Below are 1,863 nucleotides of genomic sequence, written 5' to 3' on the forward strand. Positions count from 1 at the left end.
CCGTCCGGCACGCCGTCGAGCCCGACGGTGCGGTCGAAGACCAGGCCCGGGTCGATCGCGCCGGACAGCACGTCCGGCAGCAGTTCGGGGATGTAGGCGCGGGCGGGGGCGACACCGCCGGACAGAGACACGTTGCGACCGAACATCTGGGCGATGTCGACACCCGCGCTGCCACCGTGCGGCACGCCGACGTAGCCGACCGCGCCACCGTCGCGTGCGATCGAAATGGCGGTCCGCATCGACTCCTCGGTGCCGACGGCCTCCAGCACGGCGTGCGCACCCTGTCCGCGGGTGAGTTCCTTCACCGCCTCGATCGCCGCTTCGCCGCGTTCGGCGACCACGTCGGTGGCGCCGAAGGCCCGGGCGATCGCGGTGCGCCCTTCGTGCCGGCCCATGGCGATGATCCGGTCGCCGCCGAGACGGCGCGCGGCGAGCACACCGCACAGGCCGACTGCGCCATCGCCGACCACGGCGACGGTGGCACCCGGCCGCACGCGAGCGGCGACGGCGGCGTGGTGGCCGGTGCTCATCACGTCGGACAGGGCGAGCAGGCCGGGCAGCAGCTTCTCCTCGCCCGCGGCCTCCTTCGGCAGCTTGACCAGCGTGCCGTCGGCGAAGGGTACGCGCACGGCTTCCCCCTGGCCGCCGTCGGAGCCGACCTCGCCCCAGAAGCCGCCCTCCGGGCACGAGGTGTGCAGGCCCTCGCGGCAGTGGTCGCAGGTACCGTCGGACCATACGAACGGGGCCACCACGAAGTCGCCGCGGGCGAATCCGGACACCTCGGAGCCGGTCTCCTCGACGATGCCGAGGAATTCGTGACCGATGCGCTGGCCGGCCACCCGGGGCGCCACGCCCCGGTACGCCCACAGGTCGCTGCCGCAGATGCAGGCGCTGACCACGCGCACCAAGGCGTCGGTCGGCCGCTGCACGACCGGGTCCGGCACGTCCTCGACGCGGATGTCATGGGGGCCGTGGATCACGGTGGCACGCACGGGACGCTCCTGGCGCTGTTCGGGGGTTGGGGCTGACGCCCAGGGTGTCCGCATATTCGTTCCCGTGTCCAGCTACATCTCCTGCAGCATGTCTTTAAGATGGGCTAATGCTCGATGTCCGACGACTTGTCCTCCTCCGGGACCTCGCCGCCCACGGCACCGTCACCGCCGTGGCCGAACTGCACGGCGTCACGGCTTCCGCCGTCTCGCAGCAGTTGCGGCTGCTGGAGGAGGAGACCGGAACCCGCCTGCTCGAGCGCACCGGCCGCTCCGTCCACCTCACCGGCGCCGGGCACCGACTGGCCGACGACACCGAGCACGTGCTCACCGCTCTCGAACGCGCCGCGAGCCGTCTGCGCAGTGACTCCGGGGAGCCCAGCGGTCCGCTCCACCTCGCCTGCTTCCCCAGCGCCCTCGCACCGGTGGCAGCCCCCCTCGGCGAAGCGCTGGAGAGCGCCCACGGAAAGCTGCGTCTGCACATCACAGAGGCCGAACCGGTTGACGCCGTACGGCTGTTGCTTCAGCGCCGGGTGGACACCGCCCTGCTCTACCGCTACACCAACCTCGCCACACCGACGCACCCCGGTGTGGAGACCCGCACCTTCTGGACCGATCCACTCGTCGCGGTCCTGCGCGACGACCACCCGGCACACCGCCCCGGACATCCCCCGGTCGACCTGCGGGACCTCGCGGACACCCGGTGGATCACCGCGCCACCGCAGACGGCCTGTGGTGACGCCGTCCTCCAGGCCTGCCGGTCGGTCGGCTTCACGCCACAGGTGCGGCACACCTGTACGGACTTCTCCGCCATGATCGCCCTCGCCGCGCGGGGCGGCCACACGGTACTCGTCCCGTCCATGGCCGCATCGGA

General features: G+C 72.1%; 2 protein-coding genes. One reads left to right on the forward strand and one right to left on the reverse strand.

Annotated features, from left to right (window positions below):
* Nucleotides 1-992: zinc-dependent alcohol dehydrogenase family protein (locus ACZ6CZ_RS37975; RefSeq protein ID WP_469030674.1), on the reverse strand; the 992-nt coding region annotated here is incomplete at its 3' end.
* A 107-nt stretch (nt 993-1,099) separates the two neighbouring features.
* Here ACZ6CZ_RS37975 and ACZ6CZ_RS37980 point away from each other — a divergent pair.
* Nucleotides 1,100-1,863: LysR family transcriptional regulator (locus ACZ6CZ_RS37980; RefSeq protein ID WP_469030676.1), on the forward strand; the 764-nt coding region annotated here is incomplete at its 3' end.

The organism is Streptomyces sp. NPDC041135, assembly GCF_055592085.1.